Annotated in this window: 1 protein-coding gene and 1 pseudogene; both read right to left on the bottom strand. The window is 37.9% G+C overall.

What is annotated here, in order from left to right:
- Positions 1-174: 174 nt before the first annotated feature.
- A complete protein-coding gene (locus SORDD27_RS01880; RefSeq protein ID WP_044021082.1) occupies positions 175-831 on the bottom strand; it encodes a CBS domain-containing protein in 657 nt (218 codons plus the stop codon).
- Positions 832-1,136: 305 nt separating this feature from the next.
- Positions 1,137-1,373, bottom strand: a pseudogene (locus SORDD27_RS01875) (ABC transporter ATP-binding protein); the annotation flags it as partial.

Below are 1,373 nucleotides of genomic sequence, written 5' to 3'. Positions count from 1 at the left end.
CCCTAAAAGAAGCTAATTTTTCACGATTTGCGTCAATTTTTTGACGAATTTCTGAAATGTCCATAGATACTCCTTTTCATATCGTTTTATTATACCATAATCTCTCATTTCTTTCCATATTTTGCTTTTCACCGCTTTTGATAACAGAAGAAAAGAGGCTCTAAAGCCTCTTGTTTAAAGGACTTTAGCAGAGGTATGAGTGATCTCCTCCACTTGAATTCCTTCTTTTTCAAACTTTTCCTTTAATGAAGTCAAATCGATTTTTCCATCAATTTGAACTTCGATGACGACCTTACCATCCTTACGTGGAATGTTAACAGTATGGGAAATATTTAAATCCTCTTCAACGATTAGAGCTACAATTTTTCCCAGTACTCCGACTTCATTTTCTGTAATGAAACGAACACGAATCCCCTCTTCTCCGTACCCAGCGATTTCCAAGAAAGCCTGAAAAACATCGCGATCTGTAATGACGCCGTAGACCTGATGATTGTCTACGACTGGTAATATCCCAATTTTATTTTTCAGCATCAGGTAGGTCGCATCTTCCAGACTAGCATAGCCAGAAACCGTCACGACATCTCGAATCATTACATCTTTTACTTTGGTTTTATTCAGAAGATAATTCATCTCATAGATAGAGAGACTGGTTGCTTTAGATGGGCTGGCTTCCGCAATGGTTCCTTCTGTTACCAATCCGACTAATTGATCATTTTCGATAACAGGTAAACGGTGCAATCCTTGCTCGCGCATCAAATCTGCTGCGTGTGCTACAGTCGTATCTGGACTGATATAAACTACCTTACGGGTCATGAAATCTTTAACTGCCATGAGACTTCTCCTTCTATATTGTTACTTTTATTATACACTTTCTTAGAAAATCTATCAAACGCTTTCATCTCTTTTTCAAGATTTTGAATAATCTGAGTCTTTTACAAAAAAGAGCTCTAATCTAGAGCTCTATATGTGCAAGTTAACAAACATTATTTATATTTCTTTCAGTTATTAAGGATACTAGCAACTAGTATTGAAAACCTATTATCATCTCCATCCACAACCTAAACTAGACTCCCAGACTAGAGAAGAATTTCTTGCGCAATCCTTATCTGGCGACTAAAAAGGTCCTCCAGACCTTTTTAGCCACCTAGATATGCTTTTCTGACTTCATCGGATGCTGCGAGTTCTTTTCCTGTTCCTGATAGGACAATCTTTCCTGTTTCAAGTACATAACCACGGTCAGAGATAGCAAGAGCCTTGTTAGCGTTCTGTTCAATTAGGAGAACCGTTGTTCCTTGCTTCTGAATATCTTGAATGATATCAAAAATTTCTTGGATAAAGATCGGGGCAAGTCCCATTGACGGCTCATCCAAGAG

This window comes from Streptococcus oralis (assembly GCF_001579025.1).
In the GTDB taxonomy this organism is placed as follows: domain Bacteria; phylum Bacillota; class Bacilli; order Lactobacillales; family Streptococcaceae; genus Streptococcus; species Streptococcus oralis_X.
Note: the sequence above shows the minus strand (reverse complement) of the source record. Positions and strands in the feature narration are given on the sequence as shown.

Coding starts and splice junctions, on each gene's coding strand:
- SORDD27_RS01880 (WP_044021082.1), bottom strand. CDS start 831: ATGGCAGTTAAAGATTTCATGACCCGTAAGGTAGTTTATATCAGTCCA.